The organism is Cryobacterium glaciale (assembly GCF_004402535.1).
Lineage (GTDB): Bacteria > Actinomycetota > Actinomycetes > Actinomycetales > Microbacteriaceae > Cryobacterium > Cryobacterium glaciale.
The window spans coordinates 218,142-239,191 of sequence record NZ_SOEY01000018.1 but is presented as its reverse complement, the minus strand read 5'-3'; the positions used below and the strand labels follow the sequence as shown (position 1 = coordinate 239,191).

21 protein-coding genes and 1 riboswitch are annotated in these 21,050 nt (G+C 66.4%); of the genes, 16 read left to right on the top strand and 5 right to left on the bottom strand.

Features of this window, described 5'->3' with window-relative positions; all coding sequences use genetic code 11:
- Positions 1-179: 179 nt before the first annotated feature.
- From E3O06_RS09215 to mnhG, 7 genes are all read left to right on the top strand, one after another.
- Positions 180-1,439: an MFS transporter gene (locus E3O06_RS09215; protein WP_134502977.1), complete on the top strand. Its 1,260-nt coding sequence runs from the start codon at positions 180-182 to the stop codon at positions 1,437-1,439.
- Between the two features lie 95 nt (positions 1,440-1,534).
- A complete protein-coding gene (locus E3O06_RS09210) occupies positions 1,535-4,525 on the top strand; it encodes a Na+/H+ antiporter subunit A (protein ID WP_134502975.1) in 2,991 nt (996 codons plus the stop codon).
- A complete protein-coding gene (locus E3O06_RS09205) occupies positions 4,522-5,064 on the top strand; it encodes a sodium:proton antiporter (RefSeq protein WP_134502973.1) in 543 nt (180 codons plus the stop codon). Before E3O06_RS09210 ends, E3O06_RS09205 begins: the two co-directional genes overlap by 4 nt.
- Complete coding sequence (locus E3O06_RS09200; protein ID WP_134502971.1) at positions 5,061-6,668, top strand: Na+/H+ antiporter subunit D; 1,608 nt, start codon at positions 5,061-5,063, stop codon at positions 6,666-6,668. Before E3O06_RS09205 ends, E3O06_RS09200 begins: the two co-directional genes overlap by 4 nt.
- Positions 6,665-7,276 carry a Na+/H+ antiporter subunit E gene (locus tag E3O06_RS09195; protein ID WP_134502969.1) on the top strand — a complete coding sequence of 204 codons (612 nt, stop codon included), beginning with the start codon at positions 6,665-6,667 and terminating at the stop codon, positions 7,274-7,276. The genes E3O06_RS09200 and E3O06_RS09195 overlap by 4 nt, the downstream gene beginning before the upstream one ends.
- Positions 7,273-7,542 carry an MrpF/PhaF family protein gene (locus E3O06_RS09190; RefSeq protein WP_338144836.1) on the top strand — a complete coding sequence of 90 codons (270 nt, stop codon included), beginning with the start codon at positions 7,273-7,275 and terminating at the stop codon, positions 7,540-7,542. The genes E3O06_RS09195 and E3O06_RS09190 overlap by 4 nt, the downstream gene beginning before the upstream one ends.
- A 37-nt stretch (positions 7,543-7,579) precedes the next feature.
- The gene (gene mnhG / locus E3O06_RS09185) at positions 7,580-7,942 is read left to right on the top strand and encodes a monovalent cation/H(+) antiporter subunit G (protein WP_134502967.1); all 363 of its coding nucleotides are present in this window, start codon (positions 7,580-7,582) and stop codon (positions 7,940-7,942) included.
- Here mnhG and E3O06_RS09180 read toward each other — a convergent pair.
- Positions 7,926-9,083 carry an LLM class flavin-dependent oxidoreductase gene (locus E3O06_RS09180; RefSeq protein WP_134502965.1) on the bottom strand — a complete coding sequence of 386 codons (1,158 nt, stop codon included), beginning with the start codon at positions 9,081-9,083 and terminating at the stop codon, positions 7,926-7,928. The two genes, mnhG and E3O06_RS09180, sit on opposite strands and share 17 nt — an antisense overlap.
- Before the next feature lie 199 nt (positions 9,084-9,282).
- Positions 9,283-9,371, top strand: a riboswitch (ZMP/ZTP riboswitch).
- 60 nt (positions 9,372-9,431) lie between these two features.
- On the opposite strand from E3O06_RS09180, the gene glyA reads away from it, so the two are divergent.
- The 7 genes from glyA (at position 9,432) to E3O06_RS09145 (ending at position 14,454) form a co-directional block, all read left to right on the top strand.
- Positions 9,432-10,703, top strand: a complete 1,272-nt coding sequence (gene glyA / locus E3O06_RS09175; protein ID WP_134503030.1) for a serine hydroxymethyltransferase — start codon at positions 9,432-9,434, stop codon at positions 10,701-10,703.
- A gap of 237 nt (positions 10,704-10,940) precedes the next feature.
- Positions 10,941-11,825: a bifunctional methylenetetrahydrofolate dehydrogenase/methenyltetrahydrofolate cyclohydrolase gene (locus E3O06_RS09170; protein WP_134502963.1), complete on the top strand. Its 885-nt coding sequence runs from the start codon at positions 10,941-10,943 to the stop codon at positions 11,823-11,825.
- Positions 11,826-11,886: 61 nt separating this feature from the next.
- Positions 11,887-12,252, top strand: coding sequence for a transposase (locus E3O06_RS09165; protein ID WP_134502962.1), 366 nt, complete (start codon positions 11,887-11,889; stop codon positions 12,250-12,252).
- Positions 12,249-12,512, top strand: a complete 264-nt coding sequence (locus E3O06_RS09160; protein ID WP_134502960.1) for an IS3 family transposase — start codon at positions 12,249-12,251, stop codon at positions 12,510-12,512. The genes E3O06_RS09165 and E3O06_RS09160 overlap by 4 nt, the downstream gene beginning before the upstream one ends.
- Complete coding sequence (locus E3O06_RS09155; RefSeq protein ID WP_134502958.1) at positions 12,494-12,949, top strand: DDE-type integrase/transposase/recombinase; 456 nt, start codon at positions 12,494-12,496, stop codon at positions 12,947-12,949. Before E3O06_RS09160 ends, E3O06_RS09155 begins: the two co-directional genes overlap by 19 nt.
- 269 nt (positions 12,950-13,218) lie before the next feature.
- Positions 13,219-14,244, top strand: a complete 1,026-nt coding sequence (locus E3O06_RS09150) for an IS110 family RNA-guided transposase (RefSeq protein WP_198415801.1) — start codon at positions 13,219-13,221, stop codon at positions 14,242-14,244.
- A 12-nt stretch (positions 14,245-14,256) separates the two neighbouring features.
- Positions 14,257-14,454 (top strand): integrase core domain-containing protein, encoded by a 198-nt coding sequence (locus E3O06_RS09145; protein ID WP_134502954.1) that lies wholly within the window; start codon positions 14,257-14,259, stop codon positions 14,452-14,454.
- 113 nt (positions 14,455-14,567) lie between these two features.
- Here E3O06_RS09145 and E3O06_RS09140 read toward each other — a convergent pair whose 3' ends face one another.
- Positions 14,568-15,110, bottom strand: a complete 543-nt coding sequence (locus E3O06_RS09140; protein ID WP_134502952.1) for a gamma carbonic anhydrase family protein — start codon at positions 15,108-15,110, stop codon at positions 14,568-14,570.
- A gap of 200 nt (positions 15,111-15,310) precedes the next feature.
- Here E3O06_RS09140 and E3O06_RS09135 point away from each other — a divergent pair, with 200 nt between their 5' ends.
- Entirely contained in the window at positions 15,311-16,255 is a 945-nt protein-coding gene (locus tag E3O06_RS09135; RefSeq protein ID WP_134502950.1) for an aldose 1-epimerase family protein, read from the top strand.
- Here E3O06_RS09135 and E3O06_RS09130 read toward each other — a convergent pair.
- A complete protein-coding gene (locus E3O06_RS09130) occupies positions 16,252-17,145 on the bottom strand; it encodes a LysR family transcriptional regulator (protein ID WP_134502948.1) in 894 nt (297 codons plus the stop codon). The two genes, E3O06_RS09135 and E3O06_RS09130, sit on opposite strands and share 4 nt — an antisense overlap.
- 73 nt (positions 17,146-17,218) lie before the next feature.
- Here E3O06_RS09130 and E3O06_RS09125 point away from each other — a divergent pair, with 73 nt between their 5' ends.
- Complete coding sequence (locus E3O06_RS09125) at positions 17,219-18,145, top strand: DMT family transporter (RefSeq protein WP_134502946.1); 927 nt, start codon at positions 17,219-17,221, stop codon at positions 18,143-18,145.
- A gap of 70 nt (positions 18,146-18,215) precedes the next feature.
- Here E3O06_RS09125 and E3O06_RS09120 read toward each other — a convergent pair whose 3' ends face one another.
- Both E3O06_RS09120 and E3O06_RS09115 read right to left on the bottom strand, forming a co-directional pair.
- On the bottom strand, positions 18,216-19,721 hold the full coding sequence (locus tag E3O06_RS09120) for an APC family permease (protein WP_134502944.1): 1,506 nt from the start codon (positions 19,719-19,721) through the stop codon (positions 18,216-18,218).
- A gap of 188 nt (positions 19,722-19,909) precedes the next feature.
- Positions 19,910-20,881 carry an AraC-like ligand-binding domain-containing protein gene (locus E3O06_RS09115; protein ID WP_134503028.1) on the bottom strand — a complete coding sequence of 324 codons (972 nt, stop codon included), beginning with the start codon at positions 20,879-20,881 and terminating at the stop codon, positions 19,910-19,912.
- Positions 20,882-21,050: the final 169 nt, after the last annotated feature.

Here is a 21,050-nt window from a genome sequence, read left to right as displayed (position 1 = left end):
ACGCGAGCGGATGCCGCGGCCCGCTCAGTTGCCGCGACAGCCAGTTTGGGTAGACTACGTGTTGGTCGCACTGAACAAGTCGGCCCCGGGCGCGCACGTCGGCGCGTAGTCGAGTGGCTTCGATCTCGGTGTGAATGGTCCCACCGGTCGACCCCGACTTGCCAGTTTCGAATGCAGCCATGACCAACACCGCCAATATTTTTCTGCCCACCGGATCGATCCCCGCCGTACCCGCCGCGAAGACCGGACCCCCGACTCCGTTCCCCTGGGTGGGGCTGATCACCCTGTCCGCAGCCGTTTTTCTTTCGGTCACCAGCGAAATGCTGCCGACCGGCCTGCTCCCCGAAATGAGTCGCAGCCTCGATGTGACCGAGTCGCAGATCGGGCTGCTCGTCTCCTGGTTCGCGTTCACGGTGGTGCTCACGAGCGCGCCGGTGGCCATCTGGACCCGCCGTTTTCCGCGGCATGGCCTCATCATCGTGGTACTCATCATCTTCGCGGTGAGCAACATCCTCACCGCCGTCGCTCCGACCTATGAGTTCGTCGTCGCCGCTCGGGTGCTCGGCGGAGTCGCGCACGGCCTGTTCTGGTCGGTGGTCGGCGCCTACGCCGGGCACCTCGTGCCGAAAGTCCAGATCGGTCGCGCCGTCTCGATCACCGTCGCGGGCGGCACGCTCGCCTTCGTCTTCGGGGTGCCGCTCGGCACCGCGGGCGGGCACCTGCTCGGCTGGCGGCTCTCCTTCGTCGTGCTCGCCGCCCTGATGCTCGTCGGCGCGGTACTGGTCTGGAAGTTTCTGCCACCGGTGGCGCGATACTCGACCGGCGCGCCGGCATCCGCTGCCAAATCGCTGACGAAATCCCCGCGCGACGCGACCGTGCCGGCGGTCGTGCTGATCTGCATCATCACCGGCATCACCATGATCGGTCATTACAGCTTCTACACCTACATTGCACCCTTCTTGCTCGACGGGCTCGGCGTCGACCTGGGTCTCGTTGCCCCGCTGCTCTTCGCCTACGGCGTGGCCGGCGCGGTCGGCCTGGTGTTCGTCGGCACGATCTTCGGCCCGCGCCCGAGCCTCGGCTTGATCCTCGGCCTCGCGGTCGCCGCCCTCAGCGTGACGCTGCTCGCGATGTTCACGGCTACCCTGCCCGTCGCGCTAATCGCGTTCGTGCTCTGGGGGATGGCGTTCGGCATGCTCCCCCCACTCATGCAGACCCGAATGCTGCACGCCGCGTCCCCGCAAATCCGCGATACCGCGAGTGCCTTCTACACCACCGCGTTCAACGCCGGAATCGGCGGCGGCGCCCTGCTCGGGGCGGTGCTGATCGACAGTGTCGGCCTCGAGCTGGTGCCGATCGTCTACGTGGGATTGCTGGTCGTGGCCCTCGCGCTGGTGATCGTCACCGACCGTCTGGCCCACCGGCGCGGTCGAGCCTGATTGGGCCAACCCCGTCAGGGGGCCGCCGGTCGGCGGGTAGACTAGACCTTCACACCCCGACCTGACAAGCCCGACCTGACAAGCCTGGAGGACGCATGGTTCCATTCCTCCTCGCATTCATCGTCTTGTCGGTGCTCACGCCGTGGCTCACCCGACATCTGGGCACCCGCGTCTTCTACCTGATCGCCCTGCTGCCGGCCGGCGCCTTCGGGTACACGCTCACCCAGACCGCCACGGTCACCGCTGGCGGGGCCGTAACCCAGTCGATCCCGTGGATTCCGCAGCTCGGCATCAGTCTCTCCTTTCGAGTCGACACCCTGGCCTGGCTGCTGGCCCTCGTCGTGACGGGCGTCGGCGCCCTCGTGCTCGTCTATTGCGCCCGCTATTTCACCGACGACGAACCGAGCCTCGGCCGGTTCGCCGCCCTGCTGCTCGCCTTCGCCGGCACCATGTACGGCCTCGTCACCGCCGATGACCTCGTGATCATGTTCATGTTCTGGGAAGTCACGAGCGTGCTGTCCTACCTGCTGATCGGGCACTACACCCACAAACGCGAGAGCCGCGGCGCCGCCCTGCAGGCCCTGATCGTGACGACGTTCGGCGGCCTGGTCATGCTCGTGGGCGTCGTGATGATCTCCGTCGCCGCCGGCACCACGAGCCTCGCCTCCATCGTGGCCAACCCGGTGACCGGCCCGATGGGTACCTGGGCGGTTCTGCTCATCCTGGTCGGGGCGCTCTCGAAGTCGGCGCTCGTGCCGTTCCACTTCTGGCTGCCCGCCGCGATGGCCGCACCGACCCCGGTCAGTGCCTACCTGCACGCCGCCGCGATGGTCAAGGCCGGCATCTACATCGTCGCCCGCCTCGCCCCCGGCTACGCGGACAGCGACGGCTGGCTGCCGGTGCTCGTGACCCTGGGCGTCTGGACCATGGTCGTCGGCGCCTGGCGGGCGCTGCGCCAGTACGACCTCAAACTTCTGCTGGCCTACGGCACCGTCAGCCAGCTCGGCTTTCTCATGATCGCGATCGGCTTCAATACCCGCGACACCGCCCTCGCCGGGGCCGCCCTACTGCTCGCGCACGCCCTGTACAAGGCCACACTCTTCCTCGTGGTCGGGGTCATCGACCATCGCGCCGGTACCCGCGACTGGCGCAAGCTCAGCGGCGTCGGCCGCAGCGCCCCGGCACTGGCCGTCATCGCGCTCGTGGCGGTCGCCTCGATGGCCGGCCTGCCGCCGTTGTTCGGCTTCGTCGCCAAAGAGGCCGTGTTCACCTCGCTGCTCGACGCCGGCGTCGGCGGGTCCGGCTGGGGCTACGCTGCGCTGATCGGCACGGCCGTGGGATCCGTGCTCACGGTGGCGTACAGCATCCGTTTCTTTTGGGGAGCCTTCGGAACGCGCAAGGAACAGCCGGCCACCGTGCTGCACGCGAGTCCCTGGGACACCCTGCTCGCCCCGGGAGTGCTCACCGTGGCGACCATCGGCCTCGGACTCTTCGCTTCGGTGCTCGACCCGCTGCTCGCCCCCTACGCCGACTCGGTACCTGGCGCCGGCAGTCTCACTGAACCGCCGTACCACCTCGCGTTCTGGCACGGGCTTGAGCCTGCCCTCTACCTCAGCGCAGTCGTTCTACTGCTCGGCGCACTGCTGTTCCGCGTGCGCCGAGGGGTGTCACGGCTGCAGTCGAAGGTGCCCGACTACATCGATGCCGGCCGCGGCTACGGCAAGGCCATCCGCAGTGTCGACCGCGTCGCGGCCAGAGTCACCCATTTCGCCCAGCAGGGCGGCCTGCCGCAGTACCTCGGCACGATTCTCACCGTGTTCGTGCTTGCCCTCGGCTTCGCGGCGTTCGTTAACCGTACCTGGCCCGACGCGATCGTGCTCTGGGACTACCCCGGCCAGGTGCTCATCGCCCTGATTATGGGCATCTGCGCGGTGATGGCGGCTCGGGTCGGGCAGCGGATGACCGCCGTCATCCTCGCCGGCGTCACCGGCTACGGCCTCGTCGCCCTGTTCGCCTTTCACGGCGCCCCCGACCTCGCCCTCACCCAGGCGCTGGTCGAATCGATCACCCTGGTGATCTTCGTGCTCGTGCTGCGGCGGCTGCCGGCGAATATCGCCCAGCACAACAAGCCGGTGCGTCGCAAACGCCGTCTTCTGATCGGCAGCCTGGTCGGCCTCGTCATGGGCACGATCGGTTTCATCGCACTCGGGGCGCGGGACTTCGCGAGCATCGCCGGCGCCCTGCCGCGGCTCTCGGTCGACGACGGCCACGGCGACAACATCGTCAACGTGATGCTCGTGGACATTCGGGCCTGGGACACCATGGGCGAGGTGTCGGTGCTCATCGTCGTCGCGACCGGCGTCGCGAGCCTGTTGTTCGTGTCCGGCCGCAATTCGGTCGTGCCGCGCCTGAAAGAATCCCGCAGCCTGCGCTCCGGCGCCAACCGGCGCCGCGTCGTCGCCGACCCCGAACTCTCCAGCGAGGGCCACGCCGTCACGCGGCAGGCGTTTTTGCTCGCCGGCCGCAAGAACGACCCGCGCAACCGGTCGATCCTCATCGAAGTGCTCGTGCGGTTGCTGTTCCACCCGGCCATGATCGTGTCGATCTACCTGCTCTTCGCCGGCCACAACCTGCCAGGCGGCGGTTTCGCTGGCGGACTGCTCGCGGGCCTCGCCCTTGTGGCCCGCTACCTGGCCGGTGGACGCTACGAGCTGAGCGAAGCGGCACCGATCGACCCGGGCAAGCTCCTCGGTCTCGGCGTCATCCTCGCCGTGGGCATGGCCGTCGTCTCCCTGTTCTTCGACGGGATCCCGCTGGAATCGGCCTACTTCACGGCGACCGTGCCGGTGCTCGGCGACCTGTCGTTCGGCACCTCGACCATTTTTGACATCGGCGTCTACCTCGTCGTCATCGGCCTCACCTACGACATTCTGCGCAGCCTCGGCAGCGAGATAGACCGGCAGAGTGAAGCCGACGAGATCGGCCCGCGGCCAGCCCCCGACGACGCTGAGCCTGCCACAGACACAGCCGCCGGCCTGAGCATTCATCCCCTGCACGAGGCCCCGAACGGAGGAGCAACCCGATGAGCGCCTCCCTCACCCTCGTCATCGTCATGGCCGTCATGTATGCGGCCGGCGTTTACGTCATGCTCGAACGCAGTCTCACCCGGGTGCTGATCGGCTTTCTGCTCGTCGGCAACGCTACCAACCTGCTCATTTTCATCATGAGTGGCCGCCCCGGCAGCTCACCGATCGTCACCGGCACGAGCGTTGACGACATGGTCGACCCGATTCCGCAGGTTCTCATGCTCACCGCGATCGTGATCAACTTCGGCATCACCGCCCTGCTGCTCGCCCTCATTTACCGCTCGTGGTGGCTGGCGCAGCTCGGCGACGAGGGCGACACCCTCACCGACGAGCACGCCACCGAAAGTTCCGACGAGGCCGACGCCACCTTCCGCTCCTCCTCCGATGATGACGACGCGATCGCCGAGTCGCTCGACGAGTTCGAGCGCGGTGACGGCACCACGAGTGATGAAGACCCCCTGCGCCACACTGACAGCGCGAAAACGGATGCGGCCGGCCGCGCCGGCGCATCCGCTTCAGACCGGGAAGACCAGCGATGACCGCCCTGGTTCCCCTGATCGTCTGCCTGCCACTGTTCGGAGCCGCGATCGCGCTGATGCTCGGCCTGCGCCGACGCTTGCAGGTCATCGTGAGCGTGCTGAGTCTCACGGCAGCGACCGTGATGAGCGTCGTCCTGCTCGTGCTCGTCGACCGGCATGGCCCGGCCGTGGTTCAGGTCGGCGGTTGGGAGGCGCCGTGGGGAATCGTGCTCGTCGTCGACCGACTCTCGGCGATCATGCTGCTCATCTCGGCGCTCATGCTGCTCGGCGTGCTGCTGTTCGCGGTCGGTCAGGGCATCATCGACGGTGACCTCGAAACGCCGGTCTCGATTTTCCACCCGACCTATCTCGTGCTGGCCGCGGGACTGTTCAATGCCTTCGTCGCCGGCGACCTCTTCTCGATGTACGTCGGTTTTGAGATGTTGCTCTCGGCCAGTTATGTGCTGCTGACCCTCGGCGGCACGGGCGCCCGCATCCGGGTGGGCATCACCTACATCGTCGTGAGCCTGGTCTCTTCACTGCTCTTCCTCAGCGCGATCGCCCTCATCTACGGCGCCACCGGCACGGTCACCCTCGCCCTCATCGCCGAGCGGATGCCAGACCTCCCCGCCGATATCCAGCTCATTCTCGGCCTGCTGCTGCTGATCGCGTTCGGGGTGAAGGCGGCCGTGTTCCCGATGTCGTTCTGGCTGCCCGACTCCTACCCGACCGCGCCAGCACCCGTCACCGCGGTGTTCGCCGGGCTGCTCACCAAGGTCGGCGTGTACGCGATTCTGCGCACCCAGACCCTGTTCTTTCCCGACAACCAGTTCTCGATGCCGCTCATGATCGTGGCCGCGCTGACCCTGCTCGTTGGCATTCTCGGGGCGCTCGCACAGGCCGACATCAAACGACTGCTGTCATTCACCCTGGTCAGCCATATCGGCTACATGCTGTTCGGCATCGCGATCGGCACCCCGCTCGCGATCGCCGCGACCATCTTCTACGTTGTACACCACATCACCGTGCAGACCACCCTGTTCCTGGCGGCGGGGCTCATCGACCGGGTCGGCGGCACCACCTCGCTGTCGCGGCTCGGCGGGCTGCTGAAATCGTCGCCGCTCGTGGCGATCCTGTTCTTTCTGGGCGCGCTCAACCTCGGCGGCATCCCGCCCTTCTCCGGGTTTCTCGGCAAGATCGCCCTGTTCCAGGCTGGCACCATCGTCGGCGACCCGATCATCTACGTGCTGATCGCGGTCGGCGCGCTCACCTCGCTGCTCACCCTGTACGCCCTCGCCCGGGCCTGGAACCTGGCATTCTGGCGGCCGAAATTACAGGTCAAGGACTACACCTCGGCGATGTCGGAATCCCTCGTGGAAGACCCGCAGGACGAGGGAATCGTGCTGAAGAAGAGTATCTCCCCGCTCATGGTGGGCGCGACCACGTCCATGCTCGTGCTGACCCTCGGCCTGACGGTGTTCGCCGGGCCGATCTTCGACCTCACCACCCGCGCCGCCGGAAACATCAGCTCGCCGTCGACCTATATCGACGCCGTGTTCCCGAACGGTACCGGGTCGATCGCTGAGAGCAATCTGGGCACGAACTTCGAGGGCGGTGCCAAATGACCACGCCCCGCGATGTGCCAACTCGGCGGGTTCGGCTCGAAGCCGTCGGCAACCAGATCCCCCCTCTGATCGCGCTGATCGTGCTCTGGATGCTGCTCTGGGGCGAGTTCAGCTGGCTCAACCTGCTCGTCGGGATCATGGTGGGAATTGTCGTGACCGTGGCGTTCTACCTGGTGCCGGTGCAGCTGAGCGGGCGGGTGCATCCGCTGCACACCGTCGTGTTCTTCGTGCGGCTGATTTTGGATATCGTGCGGGCGTCGATCGACGTGTCCTGGCTGGCGGTGAAGCCGCGGCTGGTCACCTCGAACGCCATCCTGGAGATTCGGCTGCGCACCCGCAGCGACCTGATCCTCACCTGGACCGCCGTAGCGACCTCGATCGTGCCCGGCTCGATCGTCGTCGACATCGACCGGGAATCGTCTATTTTGTACCTCCACGTGCTCAACATGAACAGCGCGGGCGATATCGAGAGTTTTCGGCGCCGCGTACTCGACACCGAGCGGCGCATCGTGCGCGGGTTCGGTTCGCGCGAAGACGTCGAGCGGATGCGCGGGGTGCGTCCCGCAAATCGGCGCGCGGCCCGCTCGAATGGAAAGGGACAGTCATGATGTTGCAGATTGTGGCCGTGGTCGCCTCGGTCATGTTCGGGATCGGCGCCCTGCTCTCGGTGTACCGCATCGTCGTCGGACCGAGTGTGCTCGACCGGGTCATCGCCTCGGATGTGCTCGTCGCGACGATCATCTGCGCACTCGGCGCCGAGATGGCCCTGAATCGGCACACCGATACCCTGCCGGTGCTGCTCGTGCTGGCCCTGTTCGCGGTGCTCGGATCGCTCAGTGTCGCCCGCTTTCTGCCCGCCCGGGACAGCGCATGAGCGCCGTTCTGCTCCTGTCCCGCCTGGCGGTGACCGCATGAGCGCCCTCCTGCACGACGTGCTGACGGCGATCCTCGTGCTGGTTGGCGCCGCCATGTGCCTCGCCGCCGGAATCGGGCTCATCCGCTTTCCCGACGTCTTGTCGCGCCTGCACGCCGCAACCAAACCGCAGATCTTCGGGCTCATGGCGGTGACAGCGGATGTCGCGATCAACAATTTCTCGGTCGGCACCGTCACCCTGGTCGTCGCGATCGTCGTCTTTCAGGCGTTGACCGCGCCGATGGCGGCGCACCTCGTGGGCCGGGCCGCCTACGAGACCGAGCACCTGCGGCCGGACCTGCTCATCGTCGATGAGCTCAAGGGACGCCGCGACGAGGGCCGGACTAGCGCGACGGACTGAAGGCGGTCGGTGCGATGGCGGGCGCGGTGTCGAGGTCGCCGTGCATCACAGCGGCGGCGGCCACCGGAGCCTGCGCGGCGAGGCGCAGCGACTCGTGCGTGGGCCCGGCCGGCACGTCGGCCGGGCGGTTCTTCGCGAACTCGCGGCGCAGCACCGGCACAACCTCTTCGCCGAGAATGTCGAGCTGCTCGAGCACGGTCTTCAGGGGCAGGCCGGCGTGGTCCATCAGCCAGAGCTGGCGCTGGTAGTCGCCGACGTAGTCCCGAAAACCGAGGGTGCGGTCGATGACTTCCTGCGGGCTGCCCACGGTGAGCGGAGTCTGAGCGGTGAAGTCCTCCATGCTCGGCCCGTTGCCGTAGACCGGTGCGCTGTCGAAGTAGGGGCGGAAGTCGCGCTTGGCGTCCTGGGAGTTCTTGCTCATGAACACCTGCCCGCCGAGCCCGACGATGGCCTGGGCGGCGGTGCCGTGGCCGTAGTGCTCGAAACGCTGGCGGTAGAACTGCACCATCTTCGCGGTGTGCGAGGCCGGCCAGAAGATGTGGTTCGAAAAGAATCCGTCACCGTAGTACGCGGCCTGTTCGGCGATCTCCGGGCTGCGGATGCTTCCGTGCCAGACGAACGGCGGCACGCCGTCGAGCGGTCGCGGGGTGGATTGAAAGCCCTGCAGCGGCGTGCGGAACTGGCCCTCCCAGTCGACGACGTCCTCGCGCCAGAGCCGGCGCAGCAGGGCATAATTCTCCAGCGCGAGCGGGATTCCCTCGCGGATGTCCTTGCCGAACCACGGATAGACCGGGCCGGTATTGCCGCGTCCCAGCGTGAGGTCCACCCGGCCGTCGGCGAGGTGCTGCAGCATCGCGTAGTCCTCGGCGATTTTCACCGGATCGTTCGTGGTGATCAGCGTCGTGGCGGTGGACAGGATGATGCGGGAGGTCTGCGCAGCGATGTAGCCGAGCATGGTGGTCGGCGACGACGGCACGAACGGCGGGTTGTGGTGCTCACCGGTGGCGAAAACGTCGAGGCCCACCTCCTCGACCTTCTGCGCGATGGCCACCATGGCCTTGATCCGGGCGTTCTCGGTCGGCGTGTCACCCGTGGTGGGATCGGTGGTTCTATCTCCGACCGTGAAGATTCCGAACTGCATACCAGCCTCCAAATTTCAATGCGTGTGCATGTATATCGATGATAACGGCCGCCCGCCCGCTGCTATTCCCGGCCGCTGAAGTTTCGTGGCACGTGTTTGAGAAGCCGGCACGTCTTGCAACCAGTGCCAATTTCCCAAACACTTGCCGCGAAGTGCGAGCGGGTATTTGGAGCGCCGGTACCGGCATCCGCTGATATGCTAAATGGGTCGCAACTGGCGTAGCACGAAGATGGGTCACCATCGGGGAGCGACTGACACGGTTAGTGGCCGCACGCCTGGGCCGCAACATCCATATATAAGGAGAACTCCGTGCCTGATTCCGCCACCACTGTGCAGTCCAACTACGCAGTGAAGTCGACCTTCAACGAACCGCTCTCGGTCGTTGACCCCGAGATCGCCGCCGTGCTCGAGCAGGAGCTCGGTCGCCAGCGCGACTACCTCGAAATGATCGCCAGCGAGAACTTCGTTCCGCGCGCCGTGCTGCAGTCGCAGGGCTCGGTGCTCACCAACAAGTACGCCGAGGGCTACCCTGGACGCCGCTACTACGGCGGCTGCGAGTATGTCGACGTTGCCGAGCAGCTCGCCATCGACCGGGCCAAGAGCCTGTTCGGAGCCGCCTACGCGAACGTGCAGCCGCACTCCGGTGCCACCGCCAACGCCGCCGTACTCTCCGCCATCGCCACGCCCGGCGACACCATCCTCGGACTCGAGCTGGCTCACGGCGGCCACCTCACCCACGGCATGAAGCTCAACTTCTCGGGAAAGCTGTACAACCCGGTAGCCTACGGCGTCGACCCGGAGACCTTCCGCGTCGACATGGACGTGGTGCGCGACAAGGCCATCGAGAGCAAGCCGAAGGTCATCATCGCCGGCTGGTCGGCCTACCCGCGCCACCTTGACTTTGAGGCCTTCCGCGCCATCGCCGACGAGGTCGGCGCGCTGCTCTGGGTCGACATGGCCCACTTCGCCGGACTCGTCGCCGCCGGCCTTCACCCCTCGCCCGTGCCCTACGCCGACGTCGTGTCGAGTACCGTGCACAAGACCCTCGCCGGTCCGCGCTCGGGCTTCATCCTGTCGCGCGACATGGCCCTGGCCAAGAAGCTCAACAGCAACGTGTTCCCCGGCCAGCAGGGTGGACCGCTCATGCACGTGATCGCCGCCAAGGCCACCGCGTTCAAGCTCGCCGCCGAGCCCGAGTTCAAGGAACGCCAGGAGCGCACCCTGCGCGGCGCCAGCATCCTCGCCGACCGCCTCACCGCCGACGACTCGCGCGCCCATGGCATCGACGTGCTCACCGGCGGCACCGACGTGCACCTCGTGCTCGCCGACCTGCGCCACTCCGAGATCAACGGCCAGCAGGCCGAAGACGCCCTGCACGAGGTGGGCATCACCGTGAACCGCAACTCGGTTCCGTTCGACCCCCGCCCGCCGATGGTCACGAGCGGTCTCCGCATCGGCACGCCGGCCCTCGCCACCCGCGGATTCGGCGACGCCGAGTTCACCGAGGTCGCCGACGTCATCGCCGAGGCCCTCAAGCCCGGCGCCGACATTGCAGCGCTCCGTACCCGCGTCGGCGCACTGACGCAGGCGTTCCCGTTGTACTCCGGCCTGCAGCAGTAACTTCTTCGACAACGGATGCCGCGGGTCGGATCGGCCGGCGGCATCCGCTCACGCGTGGCTGCGCGCGTGCGGTTGCAGTGCACGGTTCCCCGTCTGCACACTTGACCGGGCCCGGGCCCGGCAACTGGGCCCAGGCTATAACATGGGCCCGCTTTCCGGGCCCGGGCCCGGGAAGTGGAACGGAACGACCGCACCGAATTGAAGCACTGAACCGATCGACAACAGTAGGGATCCATGATGGCCGCAATCACACTCGACGGGGTCAAGACCGCGTCCGACATCAAGGCCGAGCTGCGGGACCGCATCGCCGCCCTGCGCTCGCACGGCGTCGTGCCCGGACTGGCCACCCTGCTCGTGGGCAACGACCCCGGATCCGAAACGTACGTCGCTGGCAAGCACCGCGACTGCGCCGAGGTCGGCATCGAATCGCTGCGCATCGACCTGCCCGGCTCGGCGACCAGCGCCGACGTGCGCGCCGCCATCAACGACCTCAACAACAGCCGTGAGGTGACCGGCTACATCATCCAGCTGCCGCTGCCGGTCGGCCACAACGAGAACGCCATGCTCGAGCTGATCGACCCGTCGAAGGATGCCGACGGTCTGCACCCGACCAACCTGGGCCGACTCGTGCTCGGTATCGAGGGCGAGCTGCGGTCACCGCTGCCGTGCACCCCGGCCGGAATCGTCGAGCTGCTGCGCCGCTACGATGTGCCGATCGTGGGCAAGAAGGTCGTCGTGGTGGGTCGTGGCCTCACCGTCGGTCGCCCGCTCGGCCTGCTGTTCACCCGCAAAGGACTCGACGCGACGGTCACCCTGACCCACTCGCGCACGGTCGACCTCGCCGGTGAGGTGCGTCGCGCCGACATCGTCGTGGCCGCCGTGGGCGTGCCGCACCTGATCCAGGCCGACTGGATCCAGCCGGGCGCCGCCGTGCTCGACGTGGGAATCACCCGGGTGCATGACGAGGTCACCGGCAAGGGCCGCCTGATCGGCGACGTGCACCCCGACGTCGCCGCGGTCGCCGGGCACCTCTCGCCGAACCCCCGCGGCGTCGGTCCGATGACCCGCGCCATGCTGCTCTCGAACGTGGTCAAGGCCGCCGAGCAGTCCCTGCTGGCCTAGACGGCCGTAGCTAACGCCGGTAAATTTCGCAACACGCCGTGTGCGGCATCTGCGGTGACCCATGGTTTCCGGTCAGTGGTTCTTCATAACCTCTGATTGGATTGCGAATATGGCACGGAAAGAACGCAAGGCCGGGGATGTAACCCCGGAGTACAGAGCTGAGATGGTTCGGTTGACGCTGGAGAGCGGGAAACCCATCGCTGTCATGGCCAGAGAGCTCGGGATCGATGACAAGACGCTGTGGGCCTGGGTGGATAAGGCCCGGCTGGACAAGATTGATCCGGAGGGGCAGCTGCCGGTTGGAGCGCGCAAGCGGATCCGTGAACTGGAGCAACAGAATGCCCGGTTGTCTAGGGATTTGGCGTTCGAAAAAAAAGCGGGGGCCTTCTTCCGGGAACTCGATCGCGACGAGAACGATTCGCTGTGATCGCCCAGTTGAAGGCCGACTTCCCGGTCACTTACCTGTGCCAAAAACTCGAGGTGTCCACCTCGGCGTTTTATGACTGGGCGATCAGTCACACCACCGCCACGAACCAACGACGGGAGGAGCTGACCGCGTTGGTGATCACGACGTTCGCGGCGTCGAATAACGTGTCCGGCTACCGGAAAGTGACCGCCGCGATCCAAAAAGATGGAGTCGGCGTGAACCGGAAACGATCGCCGGAATCATGGCCGACCTCGGCTTGATGTCCCCGCTGGCCGAACGGGCATTCAAGCGAGCCAAAGCCCGTGCTGCCCGGCTGAAAGACCCGGTGGACCTGCTCAATCGGGATTTCGGCTCGCTCATACCTGGATCGATCCTGGTCGGAGATATCACCTATGTGGCCACTCGTGAGGGCTGGCTCTACGTGGCCACAGTGATCGACCTGGCCACCCGCCAGGTGCTCGGCTACGCCACCAGCAACCGGCAGACCACCCAGCTCATCGTCCGCGCGATGACCGCCGCCCGCGCGAGTGGCCTGATCGTCAAGGGTGCCGTGTTCCACACCGACCACGGCACCCAATACCGGTCCAAACAGTTCAGCAACTACTGCCGACGAGCCGGAATCCACCGCTCCATGGGCGCCCGAATGGAGTGCTGGGATTGTGAGACGATCAACGCATCAGGCCGGGTCGCGGCTTGACCCGTGTTGGGATTGACAGCCGGCCTCATCGCCGGCGTGTCCTTGCGTTGATCTGTCGGCTGCGACCGGGTCTGGTGCCTGAAGTTTCACCTGGCCAAGCCATGTCCCAATAGGGGCCTTTCCGTGGACGTTCGCTGCCTGCGTGGATCGTCACAGTCCTGACTGACTTCCTCTCGTGGAATTGCTCGTCAACCCCACGAAAGGCAGCCATGAGATCACCCATTCTGAAACACCCCCGAAAGTCGCGACCAGCACTCCACGGTGAAGGGGTGATCCTTGGCGTAGACACACACAAGGATGTCCACGTCGCGGCGATCCTGACGATCGCGGGAGTTCTTCTCGCGACCCACAGCTTCCCGACGACACGCGATGGCTATGCAGCGACATTGGAGTGGGCCCACCGGTTCGGGGACGTGAACGCGGCCGGTATCGAATGCACCGGCTCGTACGGTTCCGCGCTGATGAAGTACCTCCAAACCCAAAACGTGAAAGTGTTCGAGGTGAATCAACCAGACCGAGCACTGCGGCGCAAAGCCGGTAAAACAGATGCCGTTGACGCTGAAGCCGCGGCCCGGGCAGTCATCGCCGGCCGGTCCTTGGCCACGCCGAAAACCGGTATCGGTGCCGCCGAAGACCTACGCCAAATGCGGTTGGTGAAATCGTCAGCAGTGAAGGCACGAACGACTGCGATCAACCAGCTCAAAGGCCTCGTGGTCGGAGCGGAGCCAGCACTGCGCGATCAGCTCCGTGGACTCAGCACCAAAGCCCTCAGCCGGGCCTGCGCCCTGCTGCTGCCCAGCACCGTCGAACGAATGCTGATGAGTGAACTTGCCACCCGCATCCAGCAACTCACTGCTCAGCTCAGCCGCCTGGAAACGGCCATGACACGCACTGTGATGGCCTGCGCACCCGAGCTCCTAGACCGCCCCGGCGTCGGCTACGACAGCGCCGCGGCGCTATTCATCGCAGTCGGCGACAATCCCGAAAGAATGAAGAACGAAGCCGCCTTCGCAGCGCTCTGCGGAGTCAGCCCGGTCGAGTTCTCGTCAGGGAAAACGACGAAACGGCGCCTCAATCGCGGCGGGAACCGCCAAGCCAACGCAGCCCTGTATCGAATCGTGCTGACGAGACTTCGGTGGGATGAAACCACCCAGAATTACCTACAGCACCGCACCGAGCAAGGCAAAAGCAAGCGAGACGTCATCCGCTGCCTCAAACGATACCTCGCACGCGAAATCTTCACCATCCTGAAAACCCTCCCCGACCAGCCCAAAACCTCGTGCAGCACGAATTGACAACATAGGGGCATCAACGCCGTCGCTGAATCATTCTTCTCAAAGTTGAAGACCGAACGCTTGGACTGGCTGACATTCCTCACCCGCGACAGCGCAAAAACCGAGGTCGACAGCTACATTCACCACTTCAACCACAACCGTCTCCACCAGGCGCTCGGCTACCTGACACCCGCCGAAAAACTCGCCGAACTCCGACCTGTGGCAGCATAGAAAACGAACCACAGAACACTGACCGGAATCTCCGGGTCACCGCAATCCGTTTCACGCAGCGTGTCGCATATTTACCGGCACAAGCTACGCGGCATCCGTTCGCCGCTAGAAAATTACGGCTGGGCGAGAGCGGAGCGGTGCAGCTCGGTGTGCTCGAGGTAGTTCTCGGCGTTGTGCCGGATGCTGGCGATCTCGTCGTCGGTCAGCGGGCGTCGAACCTTGGCGGGAACTCCGGCCACGAGCGAGCCCGGGGGCACCACCGTGCCGCCGAGCACGACGGCTCCGGCAGCCAAGAGCGATCCGGTGCCGATGACGGCGCCGTTCAGAATGGTCGCGGCCATGCCCACGAGCACGTTGTCCTCGATCGTGCAGCCGTGCAGCACGGCGCCGTGCCCAACAGAGACGCCGGTGCCGAGGGTGAGCGGAAAATCGGTGTCGACGTGGCAGGAGACGTTGTCCTGCAGGTTGGAGCCGGCGCCGATGGTAATCGGCTCGAGCTCGGCGCGCAGCACTGAGTTGTACCAGACGCTGGCGCGGTCGCCGAGGGTGACGTTGCCGACGAGCATCGCGCCGGGAGCGACGAACGCGGTCTCAGCGATGCTCGGAGCGGGGGTGTTCGGCAGGACGATGATTCGGGCGGCGCGGTCAGCAGTCATACGCGTCAGCCTACTGCCGACGGATGCTGTCGCCCGGCTCGAGACGGCCGCACAGTTTCGCCCGGCCGCGCCCTCAGTGCGCGGCGCACAGCGCAGAGGTCTGCACTGCGGGCGTCCATGGATGCCCCAAGCGGTCGGGGCCGGTGCGCGCTGCCCCAGCCCCGACCCGGCCAAACCGTTACCCGCAATACACTGAACGGATGCGTGCACCCACCGGAATCCAGTACGAATTGACGCTGCAGACACCGAGCGGCCCGGCTCGGGTCGTCGTGACCGAGGTCGCGGCCGGCCTGCGGGTATATTCCGTGAATGGCATAGATCTGGTGGAGACCTTCGATGAGCTGGTCCAACCGCCGATGGCGGCGGGAATCGTGCTCGTGCCCTGGCCCAATCGCATTCGCGACGGCCAGTGGACGCAGAACGGCGTGACCCGCCAGCTCGCTCTGACCGAGCCCGGCAAACAGAACGCGAGCCACGGGCTGCTGCGTTTCACGCCGTATCGAAAGGTGTCCCAAACCAGCGACACGGTGACGCTCGCCGCGACGGTGTTTCCACAGTCCGGCTATCCCTTTCACCTCGAGACCGAGGTGACCTACGCGCTCACCGCCACCGGGCTCGACGTCACGCACCGGGTGAGCAATGTGGGGGCCGAGCCGGCGCCGGTGGCGGTGGGGGCGCATCCGTTTCTGAAAATCGGCGACGTGCTTACGGAAGACCTCGTCGTGCGAGTGGATGCCGCGACCCACGTCGACGTCGACGACCGCCTTAACCCGACGGGCGAGACCGCCGTCGACGGCACCCGGTTCGACCTGCGCGGCGGCCGAGCGGTGGGCGACCTCGACCTTGATGACGGCTTCGGCGGTATCGGCGCTGCCGGCGAACATTCCCTCACCGCGCCGGACGGCCGGAGCATCACCCTCTGGGGCGACGAGACTATGCGCTACGTGCAGGTGTTCACTCCGCGCATCTTTCCGGTCACGCAGGGTCCAGCGGAGCCCGTGCGCGGCCTCGCCATCGCGATCGAGCCGATGACGGCCCCCGCCAACGCGTTCAATTCCGGTGCCGGCCTGCACTGGGTGGCGCCGGGGGAGCAGTGGGTGGTGCGCTGGGGCATCCGTCACGCCGGTTTCGAGCTGCAAAACTAGCGTCGCGCGATGATCACCAGTTCGTCGAGCACCCGACGAACGGATGCCCGCGCGAGCGTTTCGGGGCGGCTGAGAACGTCGATCTGGCGCCCCACCGCCAGGCCACGAAACGGCACGAGCACGACGCCGTCACCCTCGCGGGGAGCCATCGTGTAGCGCGGGAGCAGCGCAATCGCGGCCCCGGTCGCCACGACCGAGGCCGCCACGAAGAACTCGTTGATGCGATGAACGATGCGGAGGGGCTGACCCGCCGCCGCGGCGACCACGTTCACCGCTTCGGCGAGCGGAAACCCGACGTGTCCGGTGACCCAGGGTTCGTGGCGAATATCGTCGACCGACACCGACGCGCGCTCGGCGAGCGGATGCCCGACCGGCACCGCCACATCCAGCGGCTCGAACAGCAGCGGCGTGACCGCGACCGTGGTCGGCCAGTGCGGATCGTGCGAAACCCGATGGGCAATCACCAGGTCGTAGTCCGCGACGAGGGCCGCAAAGCGATCGCGCGGCACGTCCTCGTCGCCACAGCCCACCGTGGGCCCGCCACGGGAGTGCAGGCGGTTCAGCAGCGGCCCAAACCAGGCGAGCCCGGCGCTGTGGAACGCGCACACGGTCACCGGCAGGCCCGGATCGTTCTGAAATCGCGCCACGGCCTCATCGGCCCGCGCCATCGCCGTCGACACCTCAGCGGCGGCGCTGGCGAGGGCGTGTCCGGCCGGCGTCAGGGCAAGCACCCGGCCGCGTTTCTCGGTGAGTTTGGTACCGGCGCGCCGCTGCAGGGCGCTGAGCTGCTGTGACACCGCCGACGAGGAGACGTTCAGCGCCCGGGCCACCGCCGCGACGCTTCCGCGTTCGCCGAGCTCACGCAATACGGCCAACTGACGTAATTCCATAAGCTCAGGCTAAAGCATCCGTTCAATAAGTGGTGTCTAGACTTAACGGATGCCGCCTGCGCACCATTGCCTCATGACCAACATTCTGACCCACCGCACGCTGTTGCCGCGGGCTATCGGCCGCTACCGAGTCGACCTCGTGCTGTTGCTCGTGGCTGCGGTCTGGGGCGGCAGCTATCTCAGCGCCAAGGTGCTCACCGAGCAGGCGAGTGTGTCGGCCGTGCTCGCGCTGCGCTTTCTGGTCGCGGCGCTTGCCCTGCTGATCGTGTGGGGGGTGCCTCGGGAACGGCTGCCGTCGCGGCGGGCGTTCGGTGTGGGTGTGCTGCTCGGGGTGACGCAGGCGAGCATACTCTGGCTGGAAACCCAGGGCGTGGCGTTCACGTCGGCCACCAACGCCGGGCTGATCATCAGCCTCACCATCATCGTCACGCCGGTGCTCGAGTCGGTCGCGGCCCGGCGCTGGCTGCCGCGCCCGTTCTTCGTGGCCGCAGTTCTTGCGGTGGTCGGGGTCGCCCTGCTCGTCTCGGGCAACGGGTTTGCGCAGCCGAACGTGGGCGACCTGCTCATTCTCACGGCGGCGCTCGTGCGCTCCGTGCACGTGACCATGATGGGCCACCTCGTTCGCGGCCGCAGCGACAGCACGATCACCCTCACCCTGCTGCAGGCCCTCGTCGGGGCGGTGGTGTTCACCGCGTTCGACGTTCCCGGTCTCGTTGCCGCTGTGACGACCTTCACCCTGGCCGCGTGGATCGGCGTGCTCTACCTCGGCCTGGCCTGCAGCGTCTTCGCGTTCCTGGCCCAGATGTGGGCGATCCGTCGTACCTCGGCGGCCAGGGCCAGCCTGCTCATGGGAACCGAGCCGATCTGGGCGGTGCTCGTGGGGGTGTCGCTCGGCAGCGAGACGCTCGGTCTGGTCGGCGCGGTCGGGGCGATCCTCATCATCGCGGGAACATTCTGGGGTCAGCGCATCGAGGCGAGCCATCGGCTGAACGTGGGGTAGGCATCCGTTCGGCGAAACGACGGTGCGGCACGGCCCGAAGGCCATGCCGCACGCACAGGGCTACGAAAATCTAGGACAGCACGTCCCGCACGAGATCGTCGTTCTCGTGGTTCTGCATCCGGGAGAAGATGTAGCCGCCGATGAGCAGTATGAACGGGAGGGCAACGAGCACCCAGCCGATCGTACTGAGGCCCCAGGGGGTCGTGGTCGGGTCGACGCCCTCGGCCACGGTGCCGGCGAGCAACCCGAAGCGGCTCATCAGCAGGTATTCGCCGAGCAGCAGGCCGATCGTCGCCAGCACAGGGGCGATCACGGTTTGGAAGATGTTCTCCGCGCCCTTGTTGCGGCGGAAGTACACGATGATCGCCACGCTCACCAGAATTTCAATGAGCACGATGGCGATGACCGCGAGGCCGCTGAACCAGTAGAACAGGTTGAGCACCGGGTCGAGCTGGAACACCGCGAACACCACGAGCACGACGCCGGTGATGACCGAGGTGACGAGCGAGGCCGTGCTCGGAGCGCCGCGGCCGTTGACCTTGCTGAGCGGCTTCGGAAGCGCGCCGCCGCGACCGAGTGCGAACAGGTAGCGGCCGGCCGCGTTCTGAAAGGCCAGGAGTCCGGCGAACAGGCTCGACAACACGAGGATGCCCATGACCGTTGCCATCCACGGGCCGACGTACTGGGTGGCCAGCGCGAAGAGCACAGCGGCCGGGTCGGCCAGGGGCACGCCAGCGACCGTGGACAACTCGACGGTCTTCTCGACCACGGTCGACGCTCCCATGCCGGTCACCATCGCGAAGGCGGTCAGGCCGAACAGTACGGTGATGACGACGACCGCAAGGTAGGTGGCGCGGGGCACGACGGTCTTCGGGTCTTTGGACTCTTCGCCGTAGATGGCGGTGGCCTCGAAGCCGATGAAGGACGCGAAGGCGAACGCGAACGCGATGCCGGCCGAACCGGCCAGGCCTCCGGCAACGATGGCGGCGGGGTCGAACGAGGCCCAGAAGTTGAGCCCTTCCGGACCGCCGTCGATCAAAATGGCGACCGCGGTGACCACGAGCGCGATCAGTTCGAGCAGCATGAGCACGCCGAGCACCTTGGCCCCGACATCGACGCTGAGCAGGGAGAGCAGGGTCACGACGCCCCAGGAGAGGAGCGACCAGGCCCACCACGGGAGCACGCCAACCTGCCCGGCCATGAGCGCGCCGAAGAATCCGTAGATCGCCAGCTGAATGGCCAGGTAGGCAAGGATCGACACGAACGCCGATGCGGTCCCGAGGTGGCGGCCGAGGCCGCGGCCGATGTAGGCAAAGAAGGCGCCCGCGTTGGTGACGCGCTGGCTCATCGCCGCGTAGCCGACGCTGAAGACGAGCAGGGTGAGTCCGACGACCACATAGGCGCCGGGGGCCGCTGCTCCATTGCCAAGCACGATCGCCACCGGCACCGCGCCGGTCATGCCGACGAGGGGGGCCGCAGCCGCGACGACGAAGAAGACGATCCCCAGCACTCCGAGCCGGCCCTTATGCAGGGCAGTCTCCGGTGCTGTCGTCGATGCGGGTTTGGTTTGAGTCATGGCTACTCCTCGTTGAGTAAGAGGTCAGGTGCAGGTGTGCTGTCGGTGAGCGGATGCCGCGGCATCCGTGTCTGCTGCGTGTACCTCACAGCGTGGCAATCTCTGAGCCGAACGGGTTGCCATTTGCGGCACCGGAGTTGTCGAATGGCGCAGTGTCGAATGGCGCAGGTCTGCGCTGACGAACCGGTTCAGGCGCGGCGGTAGGTGCTCGGCGTTTCGCCGAAGGCCGTGCGAAAAATGCGGCTGAAGTGGGCGGCGTCGACGAAGCCCCAGCGGGCGGCGATCGTGCCGACCGAGCGATCACTGAGAATGGGGTCCCGCAGGTCGCGCCGGCAGTGCTCGAGCCGGCGGCTGCGGATCCAGCTTGCCACGGTGCTGTCGGCCTCGTGGAACACGTTGTGCAGATGCCGGGTCGAGATGAAGTGGGCTGCCGCGATGCTCGCCGGGCAGAGTTCGGGGTCACCGAGATGCCCATCCACGTACGAGCGGATGCGACCGAGCAGGTCGCCGTGCGCCCCCGCCACCGGGTCGCGGCGCAGGTTCAGTTCACTCTCGAACATGGTCGCGATCAGATCTACGGCGTTGTAGGCGAGGCGGTGTCCGCTCGCACCGGAGAGCACGTCGAGGTTCTCGGCGAGCTGCACCATGAACGGGCTGATCAGACGGCCGAGCCCGGCGTCGCCTGGCAGCCGCACAGCAGTGAGCTGGCCGACCGAATCGGCCGGCAGGTCGAGCACATCGTGCGGAAACATGAGTACGAGGGTGCGAAAGTCCTCCTCAAACTCGAGCGTATACGGCCGGTTGGTGTCGTAGACGGCCAGGTCGCCGGGGCGCAGGGTGGCCTCGCGGTTGTCCTGCACGAGCAGGCCGGTGCCGGTCAGTTGCAGGTTCAGCTTGAAATACTGCCGAGTGGATGCCGCGATCAGTGAGGGTGTACGCACGACCTGGTGTCCGTTGGCGGTGACCTCGACGATCGAGAGCTCGTCCAGCACGCGCGAGCGCAGGGTGCCGTGGAAGGTACGGGATTGCCGGCGCACCTCGAGCGGAACGAACGATTGCGAAACGAGCGTGCGCCAGTGGGCGAATGAGTCGGCGACCGCGCAGGAGATGCTGTCGACCGACACGGGCGCGGCTTCCGTCACCGAGTTCACAACGGCCATCGTCACGAGCAGCTCCTTCGCTGGGTCCAGGACGCCGACCAGATCTGACCCCAGGGGTCGATCAATGATCGTCTGCAGTCAATGTAGTCCAGTGCGGCGCCGTTGTCATTCTTTTTTCGACACTCGGCGAAAATAGACCGACGAGAGCGCGGTCAATCTCCAATATGGC